This is a genomic window from Mangrovibrevibacter kandeliae (genome assembly GCF_024519155.1).
Taxonomy (GTDB): Bacteria; Pseudomonadota; Alphaproteobacteria; order Rhizobiales; family Rhizobiaceae; genus Mangrovibrevibacter; species Mangrovibrevibacter kandeliae.
On sequence record NZ_JANIFJ010000010.1, the window covers coordinates 70154 to 91354 of the forward strand.

At 69.6% G+C, this 21201-nt stretch carries 22 protein-coding genes and 2 tRNA genes; 15 read left to right on the forward strand and 9 right to left on the reverse strand.

The window, feature by feature from the left end; all coding sequences use genetic code 11:
* Positions 1-64 precede the first annotated feature (64 nt).
* The 3 genes from NPA30_RS18925 to NPA30_RS18935 all read left to right on the forward strand — a co-directional run bounded on the left by NPA30_RS18925 (position 65) and on the right by NPA30_RS18935 (position 1436).
* On the forward strand, positions 65-361 hold the full coding sequence (locus NPA30_RS18925) for a hypothetical protein (RefSeq protein ID WP_256804294.1): 297 nt from the start codon (positions 65-67) through the stop codon (positions 359-361).
* 78 nt (positions 362-439) lie between these two features.
* Positions 440-514, forward strand: a tRNA-Glu gene (locus tag NPA30_RS18930).
* Positions 515-620: 106 nt separating this feature from the next.
* Positions 621-1436, forward strand: a complete 816-nt coding sequence (locus NPA30_RS18935; protein WP_256804293.1) for a TrmH family RNA methyltransferase — start codon at positions 621-623, stop codon at positions 1434-1436.
* Here NPA30_RS18935 and NPA30_RS18940 read toward each other — a convergent pair.
* Complete coding sequence (locus tag NPA30_RS18940) at positions 1412-2590, reverse strand: hypothetical protein (RefSeq protein WP_256804292.1); 1179 nt, start codon at positions 2588-2590, stop codon at positions 1412-1414. The two genes, NPA30_RS18935 and NPA30_RS18940, sit on opposite strands and share 25 nt — an antisense overlap.
* A gap of 125 nt (positions 2591-2715) precedes the next feature.
* The gene (locus NPA30_RS18945) at positions 2716-3276 is read right to left on the reverse strand and encodes a DUF1134 domain-containing protein (protein ID WP_256804302.1); all 561 of its coding nucleotides are present in this window, start codon (positions 3274-3276) and stop codon (positions 2716-2718) included.
* 246 nt (positions 3277-3522) lie between these two features.
* Here NPA30_RS18945 and chpT point away from each other — a divergent pair, with 246 nt between their 5' ends.
* Entirely contained in the window at positions 3523-4170 is a 648-nt protein-coding gene (gene chpT / locus NPA30_RS18950) for a histidine phosphotransferase ChpT (RefSeq protein WP_256804291.1), read from the forward strand.
* Between the two features lie 122 nt (positions 4171-4292).
* The gene (locus NPA30_RS18955; RefSeq protein ID WP_256804290.1) at positions 4293-4667 is read left to right on the forward strand and encodes a response regulator; all 375 of its coding nucleotides are present in this window, start codon (positions 4293-4295) and stop codon (positions 4665-4667) included.
* 95 nt (positions 4668-4762) lie between these two features.
* On the opposite strand, the gene ctrA is transcribed toward NPA30_RS18955, so the two are convergent.
* Positions 4763-5458, reverse strand: coding sequence for a response regulator transcription factor CtrA (gene ctrA, locus NPA30_RS18960; protein WP_256804289.1), 696 nt, complete (start codon positions 5456-5458; stop codon positions 4763-4765).
* A 374-nt stretch (positions 5459-5832) separates the two neighbouring features.
* On the opposite strand from ctrA, the gene NPA30_RS18965 reads away from it, so the two are divergent.
* Complete coding sequence (locus tag NPA30_RS18965) at positions 5833-6198, forward strand: flagellar export protein FliJ (RefSeq protein WP_256804288.1); 366 nt, start codon at positions 5833-5835, stop codon at positions 6196-6198.
* Between the two features lie 185 nt (positions 6199-6383).
* Here the strand turns inward: NPA30_RS18965 and sciP are convergent, their stop codons facing one another.
* Complete coding sequence (sciP, locus tag NPA30_RS18970) at positions 6384-6674, reverse strand: CtrA inhibitor SciP (protein ID WP_256804287.1); 291 nt, start codon at positions 6672-6674, stop codon at positions 6384-6386.
* A gap of 245 nt (positions 6675-6919) precedes the next feature.
* Here sciP and mnmA point away from each other — a divergent pair, with 245 nt between their 5' ends.
* A complete protein-coding gene (mnmA, locus tag NPA30_RS18975) occupies positions 6920-8104 on the forward strand; it encodes a tRNA 2-thiouridine(34) synthase MnmA (protein ID WP_256804286.1) in 1185 nt (394 codons plus the stop codon).
* Positions 8105-8205: 101 nt separating this feature from the next.
* Here the strand turns inward: mnmA and NPA30_RS18980 are convergent, their stop codons facing one another.
* From NPA30_RS18980 to NPA30_RS18995, 4 genes are all read right to left on the reverse strand, one after another.
* The gene (locus NPA30_RS18980; protein WP_256804285.1) at positions 8206-9153 is read right to left on the reverse strand and encodes a Gfo/Idh/MocA family protein; all 948 of its coding nucleotides are present in this window, start codon (positions 9151-9153) and stop codon (positions 8206-8208) included.
* Between the two features lie 60 nt (positions 9154-9213).
* Positions 9214-9290: transfer RNA gene (locus NPA30_RS18985), tRNA-Met, on the reverse strand.
* A gap of 185 nt (positions 9291-9475) precedes the next feature.
* Complete coding sequence (locus tag NPA30_RS18990) at positions 9476-10225, reverse strand: SDR family NAD(P)-dependent oxidoreductase (RefSeq protein ID WP_256804284.1); 750 nt, start codon at positions 10223-10225, stop codon at positions 9476-9478.
* Positions 10226-10274: 49 nt separating this feature from the next.
* Positions 10275-11006: a TSUP family transporter gene (locus NPA30_RS18995; protein WP_256804283.1), complete on the reverse strand. Its 732-nt coding sequence runs from the start codon at positions 11004-11006 to the stop codon at positions 10275-10277.
* 196 nt (positions 11007-11202) lie between these two features.
* On the opposite strand from NPA30_RS18995, the gene NPA30_RS19000 reads away from it, so the two are divergent.
* A complete protein-coding gene (locus NPA30_RS19000; protein ID WP_256804282.1) occupies positions 11203-12522 on the forward strand; it encodes an aminotransferase class III-fold pyridoxal phosphate-dependent enzyme in 1320 nt (439 codons plus the stop codon).
* Between the two features lie 37 nt (positions 12523-12559).
* On the opposite strand, the gene pdxR is transcribed toward NPA30_RS19000, so the two are convergent.
* Positions 12560-14140, reverse strand: coding sequence for a MocR-like pyridoxine biosynthesis transcription factor PdxR (pdxR, locus tag NPA30_RS19005; protein WP_256804281.1), 1581 nt, complete (start codon positions 14138-14140; stop codon positions 12560-12562).
* A 164-nt stretch (positions 14141-14304) separates the two neighbouring features.
* Here pdxR and NPA30_RS19010 point away from each other — a divergent pair, with 164 nt between their 5' ends.
* The 7 genes from NPA30_RS19010 (at position 14305) to NPA30_RS19040 (ending at position 20200) form a co-directional block, all read left to right on the forward strand.
* Entirely contained in the window at positions 14305-15438 is a 1134-nt protein-coding gene (locus tag NPA30_RS19010) for an extracellular solute-binding protein (RefSeq protein ID WP_256804280.1), read from the forward strand.
* Between the two features lie 116 nt (positions 15439-15554).
* Complete coding sequence (locus tag NPA30_RS19015; RefSeq protein WP_256804279.1) at positions 15555-16655, forward strand: ABC transporter ATP-binding protein; 1101 nt, start codon at positions 15555-15557, stop codon at positions 16653-16655.
* On the forward strand, positions 16652-17569 hold the full coding sequence (locus NPA30_RS19020) for an ABC transporter permease (protein ID WP_256804278.1): 918 nt from the start codon (positions 16652-16654) through the stop codon (positions 17567-17569). Before NPA30_RS19015 ends, NPA30_RS19020 begins: the two co-directional genes overlap by 4 nt.
* Positions 17566-18852 carry an ABC transporter permease gene (locus tag NPA30_RS19025; RefSeq protein WP_256804277.1) on the forward strand — a complete coding sequence of 429 codons (1287 nt, stop codon included), beginning with the start codon at positions 17566-17568 and terminating at the stop codon, positions 18850-18852. Before NPA30_RS19020 ends, NPA30_RS19025 begins: the two co-directional genes overlap by 4 nt.
* 130 nt (positions 18853-18982) lie before the next feature.
* The gene (locus NPA30_RS19030; protein ID WP_256804276.1) at positions 18983-19114 is read left to right on the forward strand and encodes a hypothetical protein; all 132 of its coding nucleotides are present in this window, start codon (positions 18983-18985) and stop codon (positions 19112-19114) included.
* 111 nt (positions 19115-19225) lie between these two features.
* Positions 19226-19558: a hypothetical protein gene (locus NPA30_RS19035; protein WP_256804275.1), complete on the forward strand. Its 333-nt coding sequence runs from the start codon at positions 19226-19228 to the stop codon at positions 19556-19558.
* A gap of 87 nt (positions 19559-19645) precedes the next feature.
* Positions 19646-20200: a hypothetical protein gene (locus NPA30_RS19040; RefSeq protein ID WP_256804273.1), complete on the forward strand. Its 555-nt coding sequence runs from the start codon at positions 19646-19648 to the stop codon at positions 20198-20200.
* Positions 20201-21201: the final 1001 nt, after the last annotated feature.

Sequence of the window (21201 nt, forward strand, 5' to 3'; positions counted from 1 at the left end):
GATGACGATCGACGACGAGCCGGAAGCGCCGCTCGACCCCGCCGCCGAGCGCCTGCGGCGCAAGATGCTCCGGCTCCTGGCCGTGTCGGTCGGGACGCTGATCTTCGGCGTTATGGCCGTGCTCGGGGCGATTGTCTACAAGGTCAACCGGCCGGCGCCGGCCGATCGCACCGAGGCTGAGACGAAGGCGCTCCCGGCCGAAGCCGCGATCGATCTGCCGGTCGCAGGTGCGATCCGGCAGATCGCGCTCGATGGCGATCGTGCTCTGGCACTGGTGGGGGAGGGAGCGGACGAGCGGCTCCTGGTGATCGACCTTGCCACGGGGGCGGTCGCAGCCCGCTACACCCTCCGCCGCCCGTGACCTCGCGCGATCCCGGACGGCGGCAGAAAAGTCCTTGCCTTCGCCGGATGGCCCGATTATATCGGCCACCACTGGTCAGCGCCCATCGTCTAGCGGTCAGGACGGCGCCCTCTCACGGCGCAAACAGGGGTTCGATTCCCCTTGGGCGTACCAGTCATCCTCTTCTCTCGATCATCGTCACCGCTGCCCGGCGAGCCCTGCTCCTGCGTGGCGCGGGCCGCATCGTCGCTGCCGCATGTCCGAGGGAGGCCGGCCCGAGATGAGCGGGCTCATCCCCATCGAGGATCCGGGCGACCCGCGCATCGCCGTCTTCCGCGACGTGCGGGAGCGCGACATCGTCGGGCGCGAAGGCTTCATCGCCGAAGGCACCGTGGTGCTCGACCACTTTCTCGCCTCCGAGCGCTTCCGGCCGACCGCGCTGCTCGTCCTGCGCAACCGGCTCGACGGACTGCGTGACAGGCTGCTCCAGGTGCCCCGCGACGTGCCGGTCTACGTCGCGGAGCGTCCGGTGATCGACGCCATTGCCGGCTTTCCCATGCACCGGGGCGTGCTGGCGCATGGCGAGCGTCGGGCCCCTGTCGAGGACGCGGCGCTCCTGCCACGTCTTGCGGCAAGCGGGGGCCTCGTCCTCCTCGCGGTCGGGATCGCCAACCACGACAATGTCGGCGCGATCTTCCGCAACGCGGCCGCGTTCGGCGTCAGCGCCGTGCTGCTCGACGAGACCGCCTGCGACCCGCTCTACCGCAAGGCTCTGCGCGTCTCGGTCGGCACCGTCCTCAGCCTGCCCTGGTCGCGCGGCGGGACGGCCGAAGCGCATGCGGCGACGCTCGCGGGTCTCGGATTCCGGTGTCTTGCCCTGACGCCCCGCGGTGCGACGCCGCTCGGCTCGCTCGAGCGCGGCGACGGAGCGGTCGCGCTGTTTCTGGGCGCCGAGGGACCGGGACTGCCCGGCCCGGTGATGTCCGGCATGGAGACGCTGCGCATCGAGATGGCGCCCGGCCTCGACAGCCTGAACGTGGCGACGGCCGCAGCGGTCGCGCTGCATCATCTCTATTCGCGGGCGCCGCCTGCCTGACGGGTGACAGGTCCGGCACGTCCGTCCTCGCGCATCAACTGGCGGACCCGGTCGGCGAGGCTCGCGGAGGCTTCGTCCGCTCCCTTGGGCGAGACCGGCGCCGCCTCGATCAGCCGGAGCGCCTCGGAATCCGGGCCCTCGGCCTCTGCGGTGATGCGGATCACGCGGGCGGCGATGTCGCTGATCCGCTGGCGGATCTCGCCCTCGCTCATGTCCGGCAGGATCGGCTCGAACGCGAGGTCGGGTCTCGTCTGTGCCGGGGCCGCGGCCGTCGCGGCCTTCGGCTTGGCTTCACGGGCGGGAGCCTCGTGCGGAACGGCGCCGGGCGTCGAAGGCCGGCCGGGCTTGGCCGCCAAGGCTGCGGCCGTCGGTGCCGCCGCGGGCGGGGCGATCGGCGCATCGGCCAGCGACACGGCCTGGCGCCGCTTGAAGGCGGCGATCTCGTCCTCCCGGTCGGCGAGCCGCGCGGTGATCCGCGACAGGCGCTCGTTCAGCGCCGTCGTCTGGTCCTTTTCCCGCTGCAGCTGGCCGTCCATCGTCGCCGTTTCCGAGCGTGTCCGCTCGATCGTGTTCTGCAGGTCCCGCCCGCGCTTCTCGGTCGCGCGCAGCGTGTCCGACAGGCGCTCGATCTTGGCCTCTGCCGCCGCGAGCTGAACCTTGCGCTCTTCAGCGATGCCGCCGAGCTCGCGATAGCGCCCGGCGAGCGCGTCCATCTCTTCGACCCGCAGCGACAGGTCGTGACGGGTGCTCTCCAGCGCGGCGCGCAGACCGTCGTTCTCGTCCTCGATGCGCCGCAGACGTGTCTCGATCTCGCGCGCCTGCCGGTCCGCCTCGCTCGCCCGCTCGTCAGCCGTGCGCGAGCGGCTTCGAAGCTCGGCGTTCTCGATCGCGATCCGGCCGGCCTCGGCCCGCTCCCGCGCCGCCCGAGCCTCGCGTTCCCCGAGCAGCACCTCCTGTCGCCGGATCCACAGGGCGGCCTCCGCGCGCACCTGATCGGCCTCCGCCCGCAGCTCGTTCGCGGTGGTCGGAATGGTCGCCTCGAACTCGCGCCAGGCGAGCCGCTGGGCCTTGCGCCACAGGACGGGCGCGAGGAGCAGTGCCGCGAAGACCGCCAGCAGCACGCCGAAGGAGAAGGTGAGGGCGGTCGCGATCATGGCATCCTGGGCGGTCGGGGAAACAGGCGACCCTCATGTAGCGCGTCGGGGCGCCGAAGGCACGTGACCTCGGCGCCGCACGGCGCAAACCGCTGCCGGAGCGGCCCTTCTGCGACGCCTGACCGTCAGAACGGGTTCCAGGTCGGCATCGGGGTGATCTTCAGATACCCGAGATTGAAGCCGAGCCGGGCGCCGACACCGGTCTTCACCGGGACGATCGTGATGTCGTTGAGCTTCAGCATGGTCATGCCGACGCCGCCGACGAGATAGGCGCTGCCGGTCACGCCGCCGAAGCGGCCGTAGACGGCCTCGACGGACGGCAGGTTGTAGACCAGCATCATGGTGCGGGCGCCGTCGCCGCCGACGTCGAGGCCGAGCGAGGGACCCTGCCAGAACACCCGGTGCTCGCCCGCGTTCTTGGTGAACAGCGTGCCCTCGCCGAAGCGCAGGCCGCCGATGAAGGCGCCGGAGGCTTCCTCGCCGAGGATGTAGCCGTTCGGCAGGCCATACTGCTGGAACGCCTTCTCGATGACGCTCGCCAGTCCGCCCGACGTGGCGCCGAAGAAGCGGTGGCCCTCGTCGACGATCTCGTTCACCGTGTAGCCGTTCTCGACGGCGCGGGCCGGCGTCGCCACGGCATAGGCGAGGCTCAGCGCGGCGATGATGATACCGAGCGCGCGGCGCATCGGGAAAAGGTCGACGAGCATGCGGTGCTCCCATCCGGAATGACGCGACGGCGATCGGGGCAGCCGGATCTTACCCTTACCGTTGTTTCCCTCGCATTTGAGCAGATCGTGGTTGTCAAAAGCCTAACGCACGACCTCCATGGAGCCCGTGTTGACGGGGCCCGCCGCCAAACCCATTGTCGCCTCGACGGCGGCTCGATTGATTCGCCGCTGCAGTCCAGCCCGTCGAATCATGGAATTGCGGTCATGAACCTTCCCGAAGTCTCGGCATCGGATCTCGCAGCGCTGCTCGCGAGCCGTCTGTGCCATGACATCATCTCGCCGGTGGGCGCGGTGCAGAGCGGCCTCGAACTGCTCGACGAGATGCCGAACGATCCGGAGTCCATGGCGCTCGTGCGCAACTCGACGAAGAGCGCGGTCGCCAAGCTGCAATTCGCGCGGATTGCCTACGGGGCGTCCGGATCGACCACGGCGCAGATCGATCTTGGCGACGCGCAGAGCGCGGCCGAGGGCTTCATGAGCTTCGAGCGGGCCAATCTCACCTGGACGGGCGCGCGCGCCTATGTCGCCAAGAACGTCGCCAAGGTGCTGCTCAACCTGCTTGTGGTCGCCAACGCTTCGGTGCCGCGCGGCCGCGAGGTGGTGCTCGAGATCGACAGCGTCGAGCCCGTCGTCGCCGCGCGGCTCATCGCACGGGGCAAGCCGTTGCGCGTGCCCGCCAAGTTCAAGGCGCTGCTGGAGGGCGCGCCGCTGGAGGAGGGCATCGACGCTCACGCGATCCAGCCCTACTACACGCTCCTCCTGGCGCGCGAGACCGGGCTCTCGATCAGCCTCACCGTCGCCGAGGAGGAGGCGGTGTTCACCGTCGCATCGGTGCCGGCCCAGCCGGTCTGAGCCGGTCCGCCAAAATTCACTCGATGTTGGTGATGCTTCGTAACCGGTCGGAAAAGTCGACCGGCTAGTCTGCGACGCTGCACGGGCAGGTTCCGTGCGGCTCGAGGGGCTGGGAGAAGCGGATGCAGAGCTGCCTGATCGTCGATGGGTCCGAGGTGATCTGCAAGGTCGCCGGCCGCATCCTGTTCGAATCCGGCTACGGCGTGTCGACCGCCCATTCGGCGAAGGAGGCGGTCGCGGCCATCGAGTCCCAGGGCATGCCGGGAATTCTGATCGTATCGGCCATTCTCGAGGAACGGCCTTGCGAGGATCTGATCCGGGCCGTGCGCGCCATGCCGTCCGGCCAGTATCCGGCGATCCTCGGTGCGATCGTCGAGGCCAATCTCGGGGTCATGACGCGGCTGAAGCGGGCCGGCGCGACGGGCTTCATCTACAAGCCGTTCGATCGCCGCCTGCTGCTCGGCTGGCTGGCGCCCTACGCCTCCAAGGCGGCCTGACCGCGCGACCGGCGCCCGGCGACGGCCCGACGCGAAAAGGCGACCCGGCGTGCCGGCGGGCACGGCGGATCGCCTGTTGAACCTGGCGCAGACCCTCAGGCGGCGCGGGTATCCTCTTCCGGCTCGCGCAGCACGTAGCCGCGGCCCCAGACGGTTTCGATGTAGTTCTTGCCCTCGGTGGCGTTGGCGAGCTTCTTGCGCAGCTTGCAGATGAAGACGTCGATGATCTTCAGCTCCGGCTCGTCCATGCCGCCGTAGAGATGGTTCAGGAACATCTCCTTGGTCAGCGTGGTCCCCTTGCGCAGCGACAGGAGCTCCAGCATCGCGTACTCCTTGCCGGTCAGGTGGACGCGCTGGCCGTTGACCTCGACCGTCTTGGCATCGAGGTTCACCGTCAGGTCGCCGGTGTGGATGACCGACTGGGCATGGCCCTTGGAGCGACGGACGATGGCATGGATGCGGGCGACGAGCTCGTCCTTGTGGAACGGCTTCGTCATGTAGTCGTCGGCGCCGAAGCCGAGCCCGCGGACCTTGTCCTCGATGCCGGCCATGCCGGACAGGATGAGGATCGGAGTCTTCACCTTGGACAGACGCAGCGTCCGCAGAACCTCGTAACCGGACATGTCCGGAAGGTTCAAGTCCAGGAGAATGATATCGTAATCGTACAGCTTACCGAGATCGACGCCTTCCTCGCCCAGGTCGGTCGTGTAGACGTTGAAGCTTTCAGACTTCAACATCAGCTCGATGCTCTGAGCGACGGCGCTGTCATCTTCGATCAAGAGAACGCGCATCCACTTATCCTTCCGCCGGCTTGCCGGGAGTCACACTTCCGACAAGAAGTTCCTTTTTCCAAATCGTGACCAGAGAGTGGCACGGATTGGTTAACAAGATCTGTGGCCCTTCATAGGCTTCGGGACGCGAGCTCATTTCGCGATGGTCTCAACCTGGCTCCTCACATGACCCATCCGGCCGACGCAGTCGGCGGCTCCGCAATCATCGCGGCATTTGTGGTCGGTCGATTTACCCGGCCTTAAATCCTCATCTCTATGATTAACGGTGCGCGTAAACAGACAGTTAAGAGCATAGGCCGCGAGGCTTGCCCGAAACCGCCGCGCTTTTGAAATCGAGCTGCCGCGAAGGCGGCGCCGCAGATGGGAAGACCGACATGAAGCGGGACAATCTGGTGCGACTCACCCGGTTCAAGGTCAACGAGAAGCGGTTCCAGGCCGAGCAGCTGGAAATGATGATGGCCGACTTCGAGCGCATGGCGGACGAACTCGACGCGCAGATCGCCAGCGAGGAGAAGAAGGCCGGCATCACCGATACGGCGCATTTCGCCTACCCGACCTTTGCCAAGGCGGCGCGCGCCCGCCGCGACAACCTGATGAATTCGGTCAAGGATCTGCGGGTGCAGATCAATGCGGCGCGGATCGCGCTGGAGGAGGCCGAGGCCGAACTGCAGAACGCCGAGAAGCTGGAGCAGCGCGACGGTCTGCGCGACGAGGCCGAGGAGCGGCGCGCCAGCGCCTGACGCGAGAGGCAATAGGGCAGCGGCCGACCGCTTCGGTCGATCGAGGGTGAAGCGGCTCGAACGGGCCGCTTTTTTTATGGCTGGGGCAGGGCTGGCGCGTGCGGGCCTCTGCGCCGGGCGAGCTGACAAGAAAAAGCCGACCCGAAGGCCGGCTCTGAAGCTTTTCGATCGAGCGGCGCTCCACCTTAGTGGTGGAGGTCCTTCTTGCGATACTCCTGGATCTGCGTCGTTCGCAGGCCCGCGAGCCCGTGTTGGTCGATCGACGTCTGCCACGACAGGAACTCTTCGACCGTCAGCGTATAGCGCGAGCAGGCTTCGTCCAGGCTGAGCAGACCCCCGCGAACCGCGGCAACAACTTCGGCCTTACGACGAATAACCCACCGGCGAGTGTTGGAAGGAGGCAGATCCGCAATGGTAAGCGGGCTGCCATCCGGACCGATAACATACTTCACTCGTGGTCTAACCGGATCGGTCATTGCACTCTCTACATTCATCAAAGACCCAATCAAGGCGACCTTAGCTCCGCGTTTTTAAAAAACCGTCAAGCGTGCTGTAACAATTCGTCAAGAGCTTTATTAACGGAGCGTATCCGGCCTCAGTCATGGGCTGTGGCCTTTTGCGCCGGCGCGCATTAGATGGGGTCGACGCGGTCGCTTGGATCGACCGACACTGCCGCTGCCGTGCCCGATTGCGAGCCGTCCGAAGAGGGGCGGGAATGCCGATGTTGAACAGTCTCGACCTGCCGAAGTCTCCGGCCGACACCCGCGTCGTCGTCGCCATGTCCGGCGGCGTCGACTCCTCGGTGGTGGCGGGTCTGCTCGCGCAAGAAGGCTATGACGTCATCGGCATCACGCTGCAGCTCTACGATGCCGGAGAGGCAGCGACGCGCGCCGGCTCGTGCTGCGCCGGACAGGACATCTACGACGCGCGCCAGGCGGCCGAGACGATCGGGATCCCGCATTACGTCCTCGACTACGAGGCCCGCTTCCGCGAGGCGGTGATCGATCCCTTCGCCGAAAGCTATCTCGCCGGCGAGACGCCGATCCCCTGCGTCGCCTGCAACCAGACGGTCAAGTTCCGCGATCTTCTGGCGACAGCGCGCGAGCTCGGTGCCGATGCCCTGGCGACCGGTCACTACATCGACAGCCGGGCCGAGGGCGCACACCGACGGCTGCGGCGTCCGGTCGATCTCGACCGCGATCAGAGCTACTTCCTCTACGCCACGACGCAGGAGCAGGTCGATTTCCTGCGCTTTCCGCTCGGCCGGCTGACCAAGCCGCAGACACGGGCGATTGCCGAGCGTCTCGGCCTGTCGGTCGCGGCCAAGCCGGACAGCCAGGACATCTGCTTCGTCGCCAAGGGGCGCTACAGCGACATCATCGAGAAGCTGAAGCCGGGAGCCGGGGAGGCGGGCGACATCGTCCATCTGGACGGGCGACGCCTCGGCCGCCATGCCGGCATCCTCCACTACACCATCGGCCAGCGCCGCGGCATCGGCGTGGCTGCCGGCGAGCCGCTCTACGTGGTGGCGCTGGAGCCGGAGACCAACCGCGTCCTGGTCGGTCCGCGCGAGGCGCTGGAGACCCGCCGCGTCGCGTTGCGCGATCTCAACTGGATCGGCGGCGCTCCGGTCGAGGCGCTGCTGGGCGACGGGCGCGAAGTCTGGGTCAAGGTGCGGTCGGCCCGTCCGCCGGCCGCCGCGCGGCTGGTCGAGGACGGCGAGGGTGGCGTCGCGGTGGAACTCGCAGACAGCGAGATCGGCGTCGCACCGGGACAGGCCTGCGTGATCTACGACGGTGCGGGCGCCGGGGCGAGCGTGCTCGGCGGCGGCATCATCCGCCGACCGCAAACCCCCGCCGTGTCCGTGCGGGACGCACCGCCGGCACGGGCGTCTTCGGCGGCCTGACCGCAGCCAATCCTGCGGGGCGCCGGCAATCCAAGAGCTTGGGTGCCGCAGATCTCGGCCAGCCGAGGCTCGGCTGAGCCCCAGTATGGCACCGCGGTTCCTCAGGCGCGCGGCGAAGCGAGCGCGAGGATCCGCACGTTCTCCACCGCGTCGGCCGCACCCGTGTCCGGCTCGCGGCGGCTCGCGATGCAGTCGATGAAGTGCCGAAGCTCACGCTCGAGCGGCATCGGACCGTTGACCGGGAGAAACTCGGGCTCGGCGTTGGTGAAGCCGAAGCCGCCGGCTTGCGGCCAGACGCGGTGGGCATAGAGGGCGAGCCTCTGCCCCTCGGGCGCGAGATCGTCGAAGGTGATCATCCCCTCGCTGCCGATCACCGAGAAGCGCCGATCGCGATAGGGCGAGACGCGCGAGACATGGATCTCGGCCGTCACGCCGTTGTCGAAGGTCAGATCGATATCGGCCGCGTCGGTCTGGTCGCTGAGCACGGTGCGGCGCACGGCCTCGACCCTGGCCACGGCCGAGCCGGCGATCTCGAGCACCAGGGAGATATCGTGGGGGGCGAGGTCCCAGACGACGTCCATGCCAAGAAAGCGCCCGAGCCCCAGCCGGCAGGCGGAGATGTGCCGGACCGCCCCGATGCGTTCCCCCTGAACCGCATCGGCGAGGGCGCGGAAAACCGGATGGAAGCGCAGGAGATGGCCGACCATCAGCAGCCGGCCGCTCGCTGCGGCCGTCGCGGCCGTCGCCTCCGCGTCCGCTGGATCGAGCGCGATCGGCTTCTCGATCAGGACGTCCTTGCCGGCGGCGAAGGCGCGCCGCGCGGTTGGCCCGTGCAGATGAGCGGGGAGCGCGAGCACCAGCGCGTCCAGATCCAGCGTCTCGATCGCCGCGTCGGGCGACAGTGCCGGCACGCCGAAGCGGCCGGCGAACTCGGCGGCGCGCTCCGGGTCGCGGTCGGCGACGGCGGCGAGCGCGCCGATCTCGCTGAGGGTGCGGATGTGGTTGCGGCCCCATTGGCCGCAGCCGATCACGCCGATCTTTGGCTGCATTAGGGAGTCCCGATGCTCGCGGCGGCGAGGCGAGAGCCCCGCGAATTGTCCGACGATGGATGGTAGCGGAGGAGGGACTTGAACCCCCGACACGCGGATTATGATTCCGCTGCTCTAACCAACTGAGCTACTCCGCCCCAAGGGGCTGCGGCAGACCGCTGAGGCGCGCCGCGAAAGCCGCGTCTCTATAGGGTTGGCCCGCTTGCGCTGTCAAGCGCGCGGGCGCCTCTGGAGCGTGCAAGGTGCGAGTGCGGCCAAGGCGTGAACCCCGCCGCCGTCGTGTTCCCGGTGCGTGCCGGCAGGCCCGCTTCTGAGCGGCCCGTCACCCCGCCTTGTGCACGCGCAGCGGCGCCCAGCTCTGGCTGACCGGCATCAGCTCGACCTGGTTGACGTTCACGTGCTTCGGCAGGGTCGCCACCCAGAAGATCGTCTCGGCGATGTCCTCCGGCTGCAGCGCGTCGGCGCCCTTGTAGAGCCGGTCGTAGGCCTCCTGATCGCCGCCGGTGCGCACCAGCGTGAACTCGCTCTCGCAGAGACCCGGCTCGATCGAGGTGACGCGCACGCCGGTGCCGTGCAGGTCGGCGCGCAGGCCGCGGGTGAACTGCTGCACGAAGGCCTTGCTGCCGCCATAGACGTTGCCGCCGGGGTAGGGCCAGTTGGCGGCGATCGAAGCGAGGTCGACGATCGCCCCGCGCCGTTCGATGAGCTTCGGCAGCAGGCGGTGGGTGATCGCGACGAGGCCGGTGACGTTGGTGGCGATCGTCGTCTTCCAGTCCGACAGGAGGCTCTCCTGCGCCGGCTTGGTGCCGAGCGCCAGGCCGGCATTGTTGACGAGGAGGTCGATCTCGGAGAAGGCCGCCGGCAACGTCGCGAGGGCAGCGTCCATCGCCGCCTCGTCGGTGATGTCGAAGGCGAGGGGGTGGAAGCTCTCGCCGAGTTCAGCCTGCAGCGCCTCGAGACGGTCGGCGCGGCGTCCGGTGCCGACGACGCGCCAGCCGGCCACGGCGAAGCGCCGGGCGGTGGCCTGGCCGAAGCCGGCGGTGGCGCCGGTGATGAAGAGGGTCGAGGTCACGGGAGAACTCCTTGCGGATGGGTCGGGGCGCAGAAGGGTGAGGGCCTCTTCAGGCGAGGCTGAGGGTGCGGGCGAGGCTGCCGACGGCGAGGAGGACGAGGACGAGCGCGACCGCCCGCTTCCAGGTTTCGGCGTCGAGCCGGCGGAAGCCGACATGACCTGCCAGGAGCCCCAGCGCAAGCGCCGGCAGCAGCGCCACCGCCGGGACGAGCGCCTCGGCCGGCAGGACGCCGAGCCCGACGCGCAGCAAAAGGCTGCCCGCATCGGTGAGCGCGAAGACGACCGTGAGCAGCGCCCGCGAGCGCGCCGGTGAGCGGCCGGCGAGGATCAGCCAGGCGACCACCAGCGTGCCGCCGACCGAAAAGGCGCCGATCATCGCGCCGGTGAAAAAACCTGCGGCCGCGGCCGCGGTCTCGCCCTCCAGGTGACGCGAGCGCACCCGCATCAGCGCCGCCAGCGCCGAGACGAGGACGGCGAGGTTGAGGCCGAGGAGCGCCGGCTCTTCCGGCAGCACCTTGAGGAGCAGGACGCCGGCGAGCGCGCCGACGAGGGCGGCAGCGCCGGTGATGGTGGCCTCGCGCCGGTCGAGCCCGGCGAGCGCGCCGCCGCGCATCAGGAGCGCCGTCGCGACGAGGTCGAGGAGGAGGACGATGCTCGTCGCGGTCGCCGTCGGCCAGACCAGCGACAGGATCGGCGCGGCGATCAGCGCGAAGCCGAAGCCGGTCGCCCCGCGCACCAGCGCGGCGAGGAAGACGGCGAGCGAAAGGAGGAGAAGCGTCACGACCACATCCGGGAGCACGCAGCGATCCATGCCGCGCCGGCCGCGCCGCCGACAGGGCCAGCCGCCGACTTCGGTGGAGCCAGGGCGGCCGAGCGGGCGGCGCTGGACCGGTCGAAACCATCCCCTGGCCCTAACGGCATGACGCCGGGCGGGCGCATCAGCGACGCACCACCAGACCCGCGTCGCGAGGCCGAGAATGTCCGCCGCCATCGACATGCAGCACCACTGGCTGCCCTTCACCAACAACCGGCTGTTCCGCGAGAGCCCGCAGATCTTCGCGCGGGCAGAGGGCGTGCGCTACGAGACACCGGACGGCGCCACCATCCTCGACGGCTCCTCGGGCCTGTTCTGCACGCCGGCCGGCCACGGCCGCCGCGAGATCGCCGACGCGGTCCACCGCCAGCTGCTGACGCTCGACTACACGCCGCACTTCCAGCGCGCGGCGCCGAACTCCTTCGAACTCGCGACCCGCCTTGCCGCGATCCTTCCGGCCGGCCTCGACAGGATCTTCTTCGCCTCCTCGGGCTCCGAGGCGGTCGACAGCGCCATGAAGATCTGCCTCACCTACCATCGGGCGAAGGGCGAGGGGCAGCGCAGCCGCTTCGTGTCGCGCAACTGGGGCTATCACGGCGTCAATCTCGGCGGCACCTCGCTCGCCGGCATGGTCAACAACCGCCGGGAGTTCTCGGGCGTCACGGCAGACGTCGTCCACATGCGCCAGACCTGGCGCGAGGACCAGCGGTACAGCCCCGGCCAGCCCGAGAGCGGCGCCGAGCTCGCCGACGACCTGGAGGAGATCTGCCGCACCTATGGCGCCGAGACGATCGCCGGCGTCTTCGTCGAGCCGATCGCCGGCTCGATCGGCACGGTGGTGCCGCCGAAGGGCTATCTCGAGCGACTTCGGGCGATCTGCGACCGCCACGGCCTGCTGCTCGTCTTCGACGAGGTCATCACCGGCTTCGGCCGCACCGGCGCGCCCTTCGCGGCGCAGGCCTTCGACGTGACGCCGGACCTGATGACGATGGCGAAGGCGCTGACCAACGGCGCGATCCCGATGAGCGCAGTGGCGGTCCGGCGCGAGATCCAGGACACGATCTTCGCGGCCGCGGGCGCGGTGGACCGACCGGAGCTGTTCCACGGCTACACCTACTCGGCCCATCCGGTCGCCTGCGCGGCGGCGCTCGCCACGCTCGACATCTACCGCGACGAGGCGCTGTTCGAGCGGGCCGCGGCGCTGTCGCCGGTCTTCCTCGACGCGATCTTCGGGTTGCGCAACCTCGCGCAGGTCACCGATCTGCGCGGCTACGGCATGATGGCCGGCATCCAGCTGAAGCCCGGCGCTGCGCCGGGGGCCAAGGGCTCGCTGGTACAGCGGCTGCTGTTCGACGCGGGCCTGCACGTCAAGGCGACCGGCGACGCGCTGATCGTCGCGCCGGCCTTCGTCGCCAGCGAGGACGAGATCGCGCAGATGGTCGCGGTTCTTCAGCAGGTGCTGGGGCGCAGCGACCTCGACTGAACCAGCGGTCGCTGGCGGCGCCGGCATCGGGCTGCGGTCAGGGGAGGGGGCGCGCCGGCTGTCGCTCGTGCGAGAGCAAGGCGGCGGCGTCCTGCGCCGCCGCGGTCCGCGCCGATGGAGCCATTGAGGTTTGCGTCTCCGCAGCAGCCGCAATCGCGTCGGCGAGCCGCGCGAGGCCGGGCGCGATGGCCTCCGTCGCGATCGCGCCGAAGCCGAGGCGAAGGTAATTGCGCTCGGGCGTCGGCGCGGCGAAATGCACGTCGCCGACCTCGACCACGACGCCGCGCCGCAGGGCTTCGGCCTGCACATGCTCGGGCCGGACGCCCGGCGGCAGCTTCAGCCAGATCGCCGAGCCGCCGGTGGTCATCACCGGGCGGCAGTCGGGCAGGCGGCGCTCGATCTCCCTCAGCATCGCCGCCCAGCGGACCGCAAAGGTCTCCTGCTGCCGGCGGATGTGCGCGTCGTAATGGCCGTCCGCGAGGAAGATCGCCATCGCCCGCTGGTCGAGCGCAGAGGGATGGCGGTAGACGAGGCGGCGCAGCGCCCTCAACTCCACCACCACCTCGGGCGGCGCCACCAGGAAGCCGAGCCTGAGGCCGGGAAACACCGGCTTCGACAGGCTGCCGACATGAATCACGCGCTCGCAGCGGTCATAGCCCTTCAGCGCGTGCTGGCGCGGCCCGACATGGTTCACCTCGTGCTCGTAGTCGTCCTCGATGATGAGGATGTCGTGCCGTTCGGCCGCCTCGAGCAGCGCCAGCCGGCGCTGCATGGTCATCGTCACGTTGGTCGGCGCCTGGTGGCTCGGGGTGACGTGGACGAGGCTGCAGCCGGCCAGCCGCTCGTCGACCTTGAGCCCGTTGCCGTCGACCGGGATCGGCCGGATCTCGGCGCCCGCCAGCGCGAAGATGTTGCGCGCATCGGCATAGCCGGGATCCTCCACGCCGACGGTGATGCCGAAGCCGCAGAACAGCCGGGCAAGGAGATAGAGCGCGCTCTGGGCGCCGTTGGTGACGAGGATCTCCTCCGGCCGGGCCCGGAAGCCGCGGCGTGGCAGGATGCGACGCTGGATCTGCTCGACGAGCTCGGGATCGTCGGCGTCGACGAGGTCGCTCATCCAGCTCTTCAGGTGCTCGTTGCGGCTGGCCTGGCGGATGCAGTCGCGCCAGCGGCTGACCGAGGTCGGGTCGGCCGCCACCTGGCCATAGACGAACGGGTAGGGATGGCGGTGCCAGTCCTTCGGCTTGGTGATGCTCGGCTGGGACGAGGGACGCTGGCGCATCTTGCCGGTCAGATCGGCGTGTCGGGCCGTGGCGATCGCCTCGACCGGCGGCGCGGTTCGCCCCTTGGGGATCGTCTGCTGGCGCAGGAAGGCCTCGTCGACGAAGTAGCCGCGCCGGTCGACCGGCACGAGATATCCGTCCTGTGCCATGCGCTCGTAGACCAGCGTCACCGTGTTGCGCGAGACGTCCAGCAGGCGCGACAGGACCCGCGTCGCCGGCAGCGGCTCGTGCGGCACGATCAGCCCGGCGAGAATCGCTTCGACGATGCGCTCCTGGATCTGCTTCTGCAGGGGCCGCGCGGGGTCGAGAGGGTCGGCGAAGATGCGGTCGAACATGGCCGGCGCCGTGATCCTCCTGGCTCCATCATTATCGGATGCTGGCTCTAAATCGCCCGCGGTGCAGCATCATACGCTTCGCCCATGCCGCCTTCCAAGCCGCCCTTACGGCTGGCCCGGGCCGGCGCCGGAACCATCGTCCCCAGTCGCTCGCGAGGCTTGCCATGACCCTGATCCTGAAGCCGGTGAACCGGCGCACGCTCATCAAGACCACCGCGCTCGGCGCCGGGGCTCTCGCCATGCCGGCGCTGATCTCGCGCCAGGCGCTCGCCTCCTCGGGCGAGATCAACATCATGATGTGGTCGGACTATCTGCCGGAAAGCTTCACCAAGGCCTTCACCGAGAAGACCGGCATCAAGATCAACTTCATCGGCATCGGCTCGAACGAGGAGATCCTGAACAAGCTGAAGGCGACCAACGGCGAGGGCTTCGACCTCGTCTCACCGACGCTGAACCGGAACCTGCAATGGCAGGACCTCGGCCTGCTGCAGCCCTACGACATGTCGAAGGTGGCGATCGACAAGGTGAACCCCTCGATGGCGCTCGGCGACAAGTTCTGGAACTTCGGCGGCAAGGGCCCCGTCTGGATCCCGCACATCTGGGGCACCGAGGGCGTCGCCTGGCGCATCGACCAGTTCACCCCCGCGGGCGAGTTCCCGAGCTATTACGACGTCTGGGACGACGCCAATGCCGGGAAGACCATGGGCCGCGGCCACTCGATGCTGCTCGGCCTCGGCCTCGGGATGGAGCGCCGCGGCGAGATGGAACCGGGGTCGATCTGGTCCGCCTACGAGAGTGAAGACAAGATGAAGGCGGTGTGGGGCAAGCTTCTCGAGACCGCGATCGCCAAGAAGAAGAACATCAAGCTGATCTGGAACGACGCCGACACGCAGAAGAACGGTCTCCTCAACGAGGGCGTCATCGTGGCTCAGACCTGGGACGGCCCGCCGCTGGCGCTGAAGACAGCCGGCGAGCCGGTGATGTACCGCGCGCCGGTCGAGGGTGCGCTCGCCTGGGTCGACGGCATGTCGATGCCGACGGGGGCGAAGAACGTCGACCAGGTCTATGCCTTCATCGCGGCCTGCTACGATCCGCAGCTGGCCGGCGAGGCGATCAAGACGCATGGCTACAACTCGCCGGTCGTCGGCGCCGACGAATTCGCCGGGGAGGTTTATGCCAGGAACTTCGCCGACGCCTATCCGGGTGACGCGCTCGCCAAGCTGAACCCGTGGCCGGCCGAGCCGACCTGGTACGCCGAGACCCGCACCGAGTTCACCAACCGCTTCATGAGCGCCTGAGGCTGCGGCCCTGCCGCATTCGGCGTGGCGGCTCGTCGCCATGCCGCGTTTTGCCTGGACCCGACACGGCGGCCGCCCGTCGTGTCGCCTCGACTGACGCAAGCCGCCGGAGCCCCATGACGCGCGACGTTCTCCTGGATCACGTGACGATCCGGTTCGGAAGCTTCACGGCGGTGGACAACGCCTATCTCAACATCTCCGGCGGCGAGTTCTTCTCCTTCCTCGGGCCCTCCGGCTGCGGCAAGACCACGCTTCTGCGCTGCATCTCGGGCTTCGTCGAGCCGACCGAGGGGCGGGTGATGATCGCCGGGCAGGACATGGCGCGGGTCGGCCCCAACAAGCGACCGACCGCGCTGATCTTCCAGAACCTCGCGCTCTTCCCGCTGATGAGCGTCGCCGAGAACATCGCGTTTCCGCTGGAGGTGCGCGGCGTGTCGCGCAAGGGGCGGCGCAAGCGCGCCGACGCGCTGCTCGACCTGATCGCGCTGCCGGGCGTCGGGGACAAGAAGGTCTACGAGCTCTCCGGAGGCCAGCGCCAGCGCGTCGCCATCGCCCGGGCGCTCGCGGTCGAGCCGGACATCCTGCTCCTCGACGAGCCGCTGTCGGCGCTCGACCTCAAGCTGCGCCAGCACATGCGCACCGAGCTGAGGGCGATCCAGCAGCGGGTGGGGCTGACCTTCATCTACATCACCCACGACCAGGGCGAGGCGCTGACGATGTCGGACCGCGTCGCGGTGATGAACCGCGGCGTGATCGAGCAGGTGGACGCGCCGACGGCGATCTACGAGACGCCGCGCACCGCCTTCGTCGCCGCCTTCGTCGGCGAGACCAACGTCATCCCCGGCACCGTCCTCGCCCAGTCCGGCGTGCAGGTGCGGCTCGGCACGCCGCTCGGCCCGCTCGTCGGCACCGCGGCGGGCGGCCGGCGCTACCAGGCGGGGGAGGCGGTGCAGCTCTTCGTGCGGCCGGAGCAGCTGGTGATGGATGCCGAGGGGCCGATCGCGGCCACGGTGGAGAAGGAGGAGTTCGAGGGCGCCACCCGCCACGTCTTCGCCCGCGCTGGTCTGCAAGCCCTGCGCCTGTCGCGGGTGAACGCCGGCGCGGCAGGCGCGCTCGGGCCGGGCGCGCCGCTGCGCCTCGGCTACGACGCGGCCCGCGCGAGCGTGCTGCCGGCCAGCGACGGCGGCGGGGCGATCGACGCGGGGCTGACGGCATGAGCGCGCTCGCCGCGGGCCTGAAGGGCTTTGCCGGGCGCTATGGCCCGGGCGTCGCGCTCTTCGTCGGGATCGCGGTCACGGTGTGGGTGGTGCTCCTCATCACCCTGCCGCAACTCGCGATGATCGACATCTCGCTGCGCGGCAGCGGCGCGCTGCACGGCGGCACCGGGGCCGGCCACACCCTGTCGAACTACGCCTATTTCCTCTTCGGGCCGAACGGCCAGGGCAATCTCTTCGACGTCGCGATCCTCTTGCGCACCATCGTCGCGGCGGTCGCGGTGACGCTGATCGACGTCGTGATCTGCTACCCCGTCGCCTACATCCTCGCGCATGTGGCGAGCGGCGTCGGCGCGCGTCTGATGGTGCTCGGGCTGATCGTGCCGTTCTGGATCAACGAGATCCTGCGCGCCTTCGCCTTCCGCATCATCTTCGGCTCGACCGGGCTGATCAACGGGCTCGGCACCAGCCTCGGCTTCCTGGCGCATCCGGTGGACTTCATCGGCGCCGACGTCGCCCTCTATTCGAGCCTCGCCTATTCCTACATCCTCCTGATGATCTTCCCGATCTACAACGCGGTGGAGGCGCTCGACCGCAACCAGATCGAGGCGGCGCGGGACATGGGCGCGAGCTGGCCGCGCATCCACTGGCGGATCGTTCTGCCGGTCGCCAAGCCGGGCATCGCGTCCGGCGCCACCATCGTCTTCATGCTGACCGCCGGCGCGCTCGCCGCGCCGCAGATCCTCGGCGGCCCGTCCAGCCTGTGGTTCACCCAGCTCGTCTATCAGTGGTTCAACGAGGCCGGGAACTGGCCGCGCGGCGCGGCCTACGCGACCGTCCTCCTCGTCACCTGCCTCGGCTTCGTGCTCCTGATGATGAAGGTCTTCCGGGTGCCGATCGGGGCGATCGGCCGATGAGCGCGGCGAGCGCTGGCGGCGGCGGGCGCTGGGCCTCGACCGGCTACGGCGCGCTGTTCTACCTCTTCCTGTTCGGCCCGCTCCTGATCATGACGGGCACGGCCTTCAACTCGTCGAGCTTCCCGCGCCTCAGCCCCTGGGAGTGCTTCACCACCGACTGGTTCGGCGTCCTCCTGAACGACCGCCGGCTGATGGACGGGCTGTGGACCAGCGCCGGCATCGGCCTCGGCGTCGTGCTCATCGCCGTGCCGATGGGACTCGCCGGCGCGCTGGCGCTGAGCGAGATCGCGCCACGGCTGCGGGCCGCGCTCTACACGGTGCTGATCACGCCGGTGCTGGTGCCGGGCGTCGTGCTCGGCATCTCGACCATCGTCTTCTGGGGCCAGGTCGGGCGCGCCCTCGGCATGCCCACCACCGGGCTCTTCTTCGACGGGGTGTTCCTGACCATCGCGGGGCAGGTGACCTTCGTCTCGGCCTATGCGATGCTGATCTTCTCGGCCCGGCTGCAGCGCTTCGACCCGACGCTGACCGAGGCGGCGCTCGACCTCGGCGCGAGCCCCGGCCAGGCCTTCCGCAAGATCCTGCTGCCGTTCCTGCGCCCGGCCATCGCCTCGGCCGCCTTCCTGACACTGCTCGCCTCCTTCGAGAACTACAACACCACCGTCTTCACCATCCTCGCCGACGCCACCTTCACGACCGCGCTCGCCTCCAAGGTGCGCTACGGCATCGACCCCTCGCTGTCGGCGCTGGCGGTGATCATCATCGCGCTGACGCTGATCGGCGCCATCACCCACGAGGCGGTGATGCGCCGGCGGGCCGCGATCCTCTCAGGCCGGGCGGCGCGCTCGCGCCTCTACGGCCATCCGGCCGGCCGGCTGGCCGTGCATCCGGCGACGATCCTCGCGCTCCTCGTCGCGCTGGCCGGCCTCGCGGTCTGGCAGGGCAGCCGCTACGACTCATCGGCCTGCCGGGCCGGCGTGCTGGAGGAGCGGCGGGCGCTGCAGGAGAAGCTGATGCAGGAGCAGCGCGCGCGCATGCGCCAGACCGCGCCGGCGCCGGCCGTCCCGACCGAACCCCCGGCGCCCGGTGGCAACGGCTCGGGGTTCGGCGGCGCCTTCGGCTCGGGCCTGAGGCCAGGCGGTTCGAGCGCTGCCCCGGCGCCGACACCGGCCGCGCCATCTCCTGCGGCTCCGGGGTCTCCGCCGCCGGCGCCCGGTTCGAATCCTGCGCCGGCCACGCCCTTCGGTGGCGCCTTCCAGGGCATCCGGCCGCCCGGCGGCTGAGCGGGCGACGCCCGAACGCGACGTCGATGCGACCGCCTTGATCCGGCCGGGCCGGCGGGGCAGGGTGCCGCTCCCATGGCGCCCGCTGCAGCCGTTGCAGCCGTGCCCCACCGCTCAGGACCTCCTGCCGATGAAATTCACCGCCGCCCTCACGCTCCTCGCCGTCCTTGCCGGCTGCGCCGAGATCAACAAGCCGATCCGCCCGAACGACCCGTGGGGTGCCCAGGCCGAGATGCAGAACAACCCGGCGCTGCCGCAATAGGCCCGGGCGGGACGAACCGCTCCTGCCGCCGTGGAGGCGAGCGGCCGGGCGCGTGCTGCAACCGCGGGAGCCGGCGGCCGTTCTCCTCGCAAGCCCTTCGAGGAGACCGCCATGTTCCGCCCCGCCACCCTCGCTCTCGTCGCGCTCGCCGCCGCCAGCCTCGCGCCCTCCGCGGCGCTTGCCGGACGTTGCGGCGGCCAGAACAGCTCGACGCGCGAGGGCCAGGTGATCCTGTCGCCGCGCGAGGCCGCCCGCGCCCGGCCGGTGCAGCTCGCCGACGGCACGGTGGTGCGCCGGCCCGACAACCAGGGCATCCCGTTCCTGTTCGGCCTCGGCGATGCCGACGGGGTGCCCTCCGGCGCGCCGCTGATGGCCGGCGCGACGCCGAGTGTCGAAGCCTCGACGCCCTCCTGCGGCCTCGTGCCGGGCCAGGCGCCGGAGTAGGGGGCGCTGCCCGGTCGCAGCCGTCATCCTCGCGCTTCCACGGGATGAGATCTCGACCGTCTCCAGACAGCGAGACAGAGTCGGTCGATGCAGACGCAAGCCCGGTTCGACGTCGAGAAGAACGAGGCCGTGATCCGCCGGGCGAACGTGCTTTCGATGCCCCGGATCATCGGCTTCACCGCGGCTCTGGCGGGCCTCGTCTGCGTCGCCGGGCTGGTCGATGGCGGCGAGATCGCCCGCTATGCGCGCGCGGCCTTCTGGGTTGGCGTCCTGGTTCCGCTCGTTCTGCTCCCGCTCCATCTGATGGAACGCGACCCGCGGATCAACGCGTCGATCGGCATCGGTCCGACGGGGATGGCGCAGTCCGACCTCTGGTCGGCGACCTTTGTCGAATGGACCGACGTGCGGGTGCTGATCCTCCAGCCGCCGATGCTATACGGCCGGTATGGCCCCGCCCTCAGCGCGCTCGTCGCCTTCACAAGGGACGGCCGCAGGCAGAAGATCGTCCTTCCGCCGCTGGACGGGCAGGGGCCGAGACAGCTCCTGACCATCCTTCAGGCCATCACCGCGCGTCACGGCATCGAATTCGTGATGGCGCACACCGACGAGGGCGACCGGCGCGCGCGTCAGCTGGGCCTGTGAGGGGCTCGAGGTCGGGCTGCCGAGGCGGGACGCGTCGCGTCCGTGCGGACATGCGTCGGCGCTCTCGCGCTCGTCGAGCCGGGTTGTGATGTTCTCCTGCCGTCCAGATCCGTCGTCATCCCGACCGTGAGCCGGGATCCACGCCTCAGCGGTTCGGACGGCCGCATCGGACGCACTCGTAGGGGTGACAGTCGACCGACTTCGGGCTCCGCCGGCTTGGCATGGATCCCGGCTCAAGGCCGGGATGACGAGTCGGGAGGTTTCCGCCGGTCAGACACAACGGGGCGATCTCGCGCTCGTCGAGCCGGGTTGTGATGTTCTCCTGCCGTCCAGATCCTTCGTCATCCCGGCCGTGAGCCGGGATCCACGCCTCAGCGGTTCGGACGACCGCATCGGTGGCTGACGCACTCGTAGGGGCAACAGGCGACCGACTTTTGGCTCCGCCGGCTCGGCATGGATCCCGGCTCGAGGCCGGGATGACGAGACGGGAGGGTTACCGCCAGCCAGACGCAACGGGGCGCTCTCGCGCTCGATGAGCCGGGTTGTGATGTTCTCCCGCCGTCCAGATCCTTCGTCATCCCGGCCGTGAGCCGGGATCCCCGCCTCAGCGGTTCGGACGGCCGCATCGGTGGCGGACGCACTCGTAGGAGCAACAGTCGCCCGACTTCGGGCTCCGCCGGCTTGGCATGGATCCCGGCTCGAGGCCGGGATGACGAGACCGGAGGGTTTCCGCCGGTCGGACACAACGGGGCGCTCTCGCGCTCGATGAGCCGAGGTGTGGTTTTCTGCCCCGCCCTTAGGCTTCGCCTTGCGGCTCGCTGGCGGGGCGGTTCTCTGCCCCGCCCTTAAGCGTCGCCTGACGGCTCGCTGGCGGGGCCCCGGGGGGCCGCCCGAGTGACGGGCGGCGGAACGCCGGAGGCAGACCCTCCGATATTGTTTTATGTTCGGTCCGCCTCCGGCGTTCCGCGCGGCGTTTTCCAAGACGCGCGCGAGGTCTCGTG